Origin of the sequence: Streptomyces sp. NPDC006655 (genome assembly GCF_040703965.1) — a bacterium.
Taxonomy (GTDB): Bacteria; Actinomycetota; Actinomycetes; order Streptomycetales; family Streptomycetaceae; genus Streptomyces.
The window spans coordinates 1-6,522 of record NZ_JBEYJU010000197.1 but is presented as its reverse complement, the minus strand read 5'-3'; the positions used below and the strand labels follow the sequence as shown (position 1 = coordinate 6,522).

Here is a 6,522-nt window from a genome sequence, read left to right as displayed (position 1 = left end):
AGCTGCTCCGGGCCGACCCGTGTACGCACTGTCAGTTCCCGGCGGGGACCGGGTCGCGGGTCGGTTCGGGCATCGCCGCGGGTGCGGGCGTCTGCTTCGGAGCGGGCTCGGCTGTCACCGCGGAGGGGACGGGGGCGGGGGCGTAGGGGATCTCTCCGCGCAGGACGGCCTTGGCGCGGTCCTCGTCCAGCTCGCCCTCCCAGCGGGCGACGGCCAGGGTGGCGACCCCGTTGCCGACCAGGCTGGTCAGAGCGCGGGCTTCGGACATGAACCGGTCGACGCCGAAGATCAGCGCGAGGGCGGCGACCGGGACGTGCGGGACGGCGCTGAGAGTCGCGGCCAGGGCGATGAAGCCGGAGCCGGTGACGCCCGCGGCGCCCTTGGAGGTGAGCAGCATGACGGCGAGCATGGCCAGCTGCTGGGTGAGGCTGAGGTCGATACCGAGGGCCTGGGCGAGGAAGACCGACCCCATGGTCAGGTAGATGGCGGTGCCGTCGAGGTTGAAGGAGTACCCGGCGGGCAGCGTGATGCCGACGACCGGTTTCGAGGCGCCCACGTGCTGGAGCTTGGCCATCATGCGCGGCAGGACGGGCTCGGTGGAGGAGGTGCCCAGGACGATCAGCAGTTCTTCCTTGATGTAGCGCAGGAAGGGCAGCAGCCGCAGTCCGTTCAGGCGCATCACGGTCCCGAGGACGACCAGGACGAAGAAGAGGGCGGTCAGCCAGAACGAGCCGACCAGCAGGGCCAGGTGGCGAAGGGTGCCCAGGCCGTAGTGGCCGATGGTGAAGGCCATCGAGCCGAACGCGCCGATGGGGGCCAGCTTCATGATCCAGCGGATGAGCGTGAAGAGGACCGTGGAGAACTTCTCGATGCCCCGGGCGATGCCCAGGCCGGCCTCTCCGCTGGCGTGCAGGCCGAAGCCGAACAGCACGGACACCAGCAGCACGGGCAGGATCTCGTTGCCGGTCAGGGCGCTGACCAGGGTGTTTGGGATGATGGCCAGGAGGAACCCGGCGAAGCCCTCGTGGGCCGAGGTCGCCTCCGGCGGCAGGCCCTTGGCGGACAGGGTCGAGAGGTCGATGTGCAGACCGCTGCCCGGCTTGACGACGTTGACGACGACCAGGCCGATCACCATGGCCACGGTGGTCAGCACCTCGAAGTAGACCAGGGCCTTCAGGCTCACGCGGCCGACCGCGCGGGCGTTGCCCATGGAGGCGATGCCGTGGACGACCGTACAGAAGATGATCGGCGCGATGAACATCTTCACCAGTGCGATGAAGCCGTCGCCGAGCGGCTTGAGGTCAGCGCCGACGGACGGCCACAGCCCGCCCACGGCGGCGCCGAGGAGGACACCGATCAGGCACTGGATGTAGAGGTGGGACAGCATCCGGCGGATGCGGCCAGGTGGTGCGGTGACGGTACCCGGGGCGGCGTCGTTGCGGCTCATGCGGGGCGTCCTTCCAGGACGGGAACGAGGAGTTCGGCTCGGGCGATGCGCCGGGCGGCGCGGTGCAGCAGCACCGTGGGGGACGCGCCGTCCGGTGCGGGGACGGCTTGGGTGGCGATCACGCCGGCGGGGGTGCCCAGGCGCAGCGTGCCGTCGGCGGTCTGCCGGGCGACGCGGTGGGCGAGGGTGCCAGGGGTGGTGGCGGCCGTGGCCAGGGCCACGGCGGAGGTCAGGCCGATCGCCGGGTGGGGGGCGTGCATGGAGACCATGCGCACGGCCAGGTCGTACTCGTCCTGGTTGACGAGTGTGCCCTGGGTGGTGCGGTAGGGGGCAGGCCGGGCGACGATGCCCACCTTCGGCACCGCGTGGCTGACCGGATCGCCCTCGTGGGCCAGGCCCATGGCCAGCGCTGCCTGGCGGCGCAGCAGGGTCAGCGCGGGCACTGCGCGGGCGAACGCGGAGAGAGGTTCCGTGCCGTCGAGGCCGAACGCCTTGGCCTCGAACAGCGCGGCCGGCGCGCCGGCGTCCACCAGGGATGCCTCGACGGGACCGTCCGGGCCGGTCAGCTCGTCCAGTGCCCGGCCGGTCGGCAGAGCGCGGCCGGTCGTCGACCCCGCCGGGTCCTGAAACCCGAGCAGGACCGGGACGCCCGGTGCCGAGGTGCCCGGCACCACGGCCGTGCCCTCCTCCGGTGCCACGCCCGCGGGGGTGGGGATCGTCCCGGTGAGGCGGGCCCCGGTGTTGACGTTGAGCATGCGGACGGTGGTGGTGTCCGACGTGATGGGCACGAGATCGTGGTGGACGGCGTACAGGGCCACGGCGGTGGCGCAGTTGCCGCAGTTGCTGGCCCACTCCACGCGCTCGTCGCCGATGCCGACCTGTGCGAAGGCGTACTCGACATCCACACCGGACTGGGTCGACGCCTGTACGACGGCGGCCTTGGAGGTGGTGGAGGAAGCGCCGCCCACGCCGTCGATCTGACGGGGGTCGGCGGCGTTGAAGGCGGCGAGCAGCAGGGCATCGACGTCCACGCCGGTGGCGGCCACGTCGCCGTGGTCGAAGAGCCAGCACTTGCTGGTTCCTCCGCGGACCATTTCACCCTGCAGACGCAGCACAGCCGTCTCCTCACAGACATGGAAGGGAAGCCCACCGACGGTCTCGCCGTGCGTGGTGTCCTCCACGGTGGGTTACGGCAGCGTGAAGTACAATCTCGGAAATCTTTATGGCTATTAAGGTGAAGTGAACGCTGGAGGTGGCGGCATGCTCGACGTCCGGCGCATCCTGCTGTTCACGGAGGTCGCCCGGCGCGGGTCGGTGACAGCGGCCGCCCGCGCCCTCAACTACACCCCGTCAGCGGTGTCGCAGCAGATCAGCCGCCTGGAAACGGAGGCGGGGCAGCCCCTGCTGGAACGCCATGCCCGGGGCGTCACCGTCACCGACGCCGGACGGGCACTGGCCGAACGGGGAGAACGGATCGAACGCGAACTGCAGGCCGCCGAGAACGAACTCGCCGACTTCGCCGGACTGCGCGCGGGCACCCTGCGCATCGGTACCTTCCCCACCGTCGGCGCCTCGCTCCTCCCGCAGGCCGTGATCGCCTTCCGGGACGCCCACCCCGACGTACGGCTGACCGTCCGCAGCGCCCGCATCGCCGGACTCTGGACCATGCTGGAGAACCGGGAGATCGAGATGTCGCTGATGTGGGACTACGACTGGAGCCGGATCGACCGGGAGGACGTCGTCATCACCCCACTCCTCGATGACCCGCCGGCCCTTCTCGTCAGCGACCACCATCCACTCGCCGGCCGTGACACCGCCTCACTCGCCGACTTCGCACACGACCCCTGGATCACCCGCGCCGACCGTCACCCGGTGGCCGAAGCCCTCGTCCGCGGCTGCCGCGCCGTCGGCTTCGAGCCCCACATCGCCTACGAGGCCCACGACTACCAGGAAGCCCAGGCCATGGTCGCCGCCGGCATCGGCGTCGCCCTCGCCCCCACCCTGGCCCTGGAGGGCATCCGACCCGGCGTCGACGTCCTCCCCCTCCAGCCGCCGGCACCCGTCCGCCGCATCCTCCTGGTCCGCATGGCCGACCACTCCCTCACCCCCGCCGCCCAGACCTTCGCCGCACTCCTCCGCGAGGCCGCTGCGACCCGAACCCCCTGACGCCGAACCACGTCGACCGGGTCATGGAACCGTCGCGCTCACCGCCGCCGAGCCAGACCCGTGCAGGTACTCGACGGGATCCTCGGGCGGCTCAGCTGAAGAAGAGCCGTACACCTTTTGTGGGCGCTCGGCGTGCCGGCGTATGCCGAGAATCCGACGGAGAGCGTCAGCCACAGGGTGGCGGCCGGCACCCCGCCGGGCAGTCTGCGCTCGCACCAGCGGGCCGGGGCGGGTCTGTGACGCGGGGCCGGAAAAATTCGGCGGGGTGCCACACCTGTGGCATGGCACCCCACCGATGACGCTGCGTCAGCTGATGGGCATCAGGACGCTGTCGATGATGTAGACGGTGGCGTTGGCGGTGTGGACGTTGCCGCAGACCACCTTGGCGGAGTCGTTGACGGTGTAGGACCCGCCGGAGCCGGAGGTGGTGAGCTTCGACTTCTCCAGGGTGTCGAAGGAGCCGTTCTCCAGGTCCTTCGGGGCGAGCTTCTGTCCGACGACGTGGTAGGTGAGGATCTTCGTCAGCTGGGCCTTGTCTCCCAGGACCTTGTCCAGGGTGGCCTTGGGGATCTTCGCGAAGGCGTCGTTGGTCGGCGCGAACACGGTGATGTTCTGCGCGTTGTTGAGGGTGTCGACCAGACCGGCCTTCTTCACCGCGGCGACCAGCGTGGACAGGGAAGGGTTGTTGGAGGCGGCTGTGGCGACCGGGTCCTGGGCCATGCCGTCGAAGGAGCCCGCACCGCTCTTGGGCACCGCCGAACAGGCCGTACCGAAGGGCTGGTCCGCCGCGGCGGTGCTGCCGGAGCCGGCCATGCTGTCGTCCGGGGCGGACGCCGACGCCGACGCCGACACCGACGACTTCGACGAGGAGTCCGACTTGGTGGAGTCGGAGCCGCTGTCGGAGCAGGCACTCAGGGCGAGAGGCAGGACGGCTGCGGCGGCCAGGGTCACGGCGGTACGGCGAATGCGGGTGTTCATGATGTTTCTCCTGTTGGCTGGCGCAGCCTGAGCTGCTGTGACATGAGGAAGGGAAAAACGGCTTGAGGGGGTCAGTCGACGGTCACGACCACGGAGTGCCATCCGTCGGCGCCGTCGGGGATGGTGCGGGTGCGTTTCTCGGTCTGCACCGCGCCGGTGCGGTCGGTGGCCCGGACGGTGAGGGTGTGGCCGCCTTCGGTGGCCTGCCAGGGCAAGGTCCACTGGCGCCAGGTGTCGGCCGTGTCCTCGGCGGCGAGCCGGGCTTCCTGCCAGGGGCCGTCGTCCACGCGGACCTCGACCTTGTCGATGCCGCGGCGCTGGGCCCAGGCGACGCCGGCGACCATCACCGCGCCCGCCCTGGGCCGGGCGAACGGCTTGGGCGTGTCGATGCGCGACTGCGTCTTGATCGGCGCCCTGCGGGCCCAGCCGCGCTCGACCCAGTAGGGGTCGTGGGCGGCGAACGTGGTGAGCTCGATGTCCTTGATCCACTTGCAGGCGGAGACGAAGCCGTACAGGCCGGCCACCACCATGCGGACCGGGAAACCGTGCGCGAAGGGCAGGGGTTCGCCGTTCATGCCCAGGGCGAGGAGGGCGTCACGGCCGTCCATCACGTCCTCGACCGGGCTGCCGATCGTCATGCCGTCCACGGAACGGGCGACCAGCTGGTCGGCGGGGCCGCCCTTCGAGGGCGGCTTCACCCCGCACTCGGCCAGCAGATCGGCCAGGCGAACGCCGATCCAGCGGGCGTTGCCGACGTACGGCCCGCCGACCTCGTTGGAGACACAGGTCAGCGTGATGTCCCGCTCGACCAGGTCACGGCACAACAGATCCTCGTAGGAAAGGGTGACGGGACGGGTGACGCCCGCGCCGTGGATCCGCAGCTTCCAGGTCGTCGCGTCCACCCTGGGCACCACCAGCGCGGTGTCGACGCGGTAGAAGTCCGCGTTGGGCGTGAAGAACGGGCTGAGGCCCGGGATCCGCGGTGCGGCGCCCTTCGGCACGGCAGGGGCGGGGGACGCGGGCGCGGGCAGCACCACGTTCCGTCGGGAGGCGACCGCGTCCCGGCCGCCGGCCCCGGTCAGAGACCGGCCCAGCAGAGCGGCTCCCGTGGAGGCCACGGCCGCCGTGGTCGCCGCGATCACGAAGCCGCGGCGGTCCCAGTCCCCGCCGGAGGGGACAGCCGGCGGGGCGTGGGGTTCCGTCCGGGGTGCGAGGCGGCCCGTGAGCACGTACAGAAGTACGGCTCCGGCGACGGCGCCGACCACCGAGGGCAGCGCGTCCGTGGCGCCGGCCGAGTCGGGCCTTCCGGTCGCCGCGAGCGCTCCCACGGCCCCGAACAGCAGCACACCGGCCGCCGCCGTGCGGCAAAACCACAGTCCGACAATTCCCAGGGACACCGCGGACAACGCAAGGATCGCGAGAATTCCCAGCCGGAGAACCAGTTTGTCGTCGGTGCCGAAATCCCGGATCGCCCAGTCCTTCACCGCGGCGGGCGTGCGGTCGATCGCGGCGCCGCCGACGGCGACGACGGGACCGGCCTGCGGCCTGACTCCACCCGCCACGGCCTCGGCGACCGCGAGCGCTGCACACCCGGCCAGCACACCGCTGACCGCGCCCAGCAGCAGTCGCACCGGACCGGGCCGGCGGCGGGGATTCTTCTCGTTCTCGGTCACGTGGGGAATCCGGTTCTGCATCCCCGCCGGATTGGTCGCACCCACGATCGGATGAATTTTCTTCTCCCACCAATCCGCGCCCGCGTCGGCTACGGATCACCCATAAAACGCCTTTTCATTTCGCCAGTCGTCGAATGTGCCGGCGTCCGTCGGCATCCGCTGAGCCCTAGGGTGCGTTTCAGAAGTGGATCTTGATGTGTCAAGATCCACTTCGTGGGGAGGCACGATCTAACGAATGCGCAGTGGGCGAAGCTGGAG

Annotated in this window: 5 protein-coding genes; 1 reads left to right on the top strand and 4 read right to left on the bottom strand. The window is 70.7% G+C overall.

Annotated features, from left to right (window positions below):
• Positions 1 to 31: 31 nt before the first annotated feature.
• Together dctA and AB0958_RS44125 are read right to left on the bottom strand one after the other, a co-directional pair.
• Positions 32 to 1,447 carry a C4-dicarboxylate transporter DctA gene (dctA, locus tag AB0958_RS44130; RefSeq protein ID WP_366896122.1) on the bottom strand — a complete coding sequence of 472 codons (1,416 nt, stop codon included), beginning with the start codon at positions 1,445 to 1,447 and terminating at the stop codon, positions 32 to 34.
• On the bottom strand, positions 1,444 to 2,562 hold the full coding sequence (locus tag AB0958_RS44125; protein WP_366896121.1) for a PrpF domain-containing protein: 1,119 nt from the start codon (positions 2,560 to 2,562) through the stop codon (positions 1,444 to 1,446). Before AB0958_RS44125 ends, dctA begins: the two co-directional genes overlap by 4 nt.
• Positions 2,563 to 2,707: 145 nt before the next feature.
• Here AB0958_RS44125 and AB0958_RS44120 point away from each other — a divergent pair, with 145 nt between their 5' ends.
• On the top strand, positions 2,708 to 3,613 hold the full coding sequence (locus AB0958_RS44120) for a LysR family transcriptional regulator (protein WP_366896123.1): 906 nt from the start codon (positions 2,708 to 2,710) through the stop codon (positions 3,611 to 3,613).
• Positions 3,614 to 3,919: 306 nt separating this feature from the next.
• Here the strand turns inward: AB0958_RS44120 and AB0958_RS44115 are convergent, their stop codons facing one another.
• Positions 3,920 to 4,591: a fasciclin domain-containing protein gene (locus tag AB0958_RS44115; protein WP_366896120.1), complete on the bottom strand. Its 672-nt coding sequence runs from the start codon at positions 4,589 to 4,591 to the stop codon at positions 3,920 to 3,922.
• 71 nt (positions 4,592 to 4,662) lie between these two features.
• Positions 4,663 to 6,264, bottom strand: coding sequence for a molybdopterin-dependent oxidoreductase (locus AB0958_RS44110; RefSeq protein WP_366896119.1), 1,602 nt, complete (start codon positions 6,262 to 6,264; stop codon positions 4,663 to 4,665).
• Positions 6,265 to 6,522: the final 258 nt, after the last annotated feature.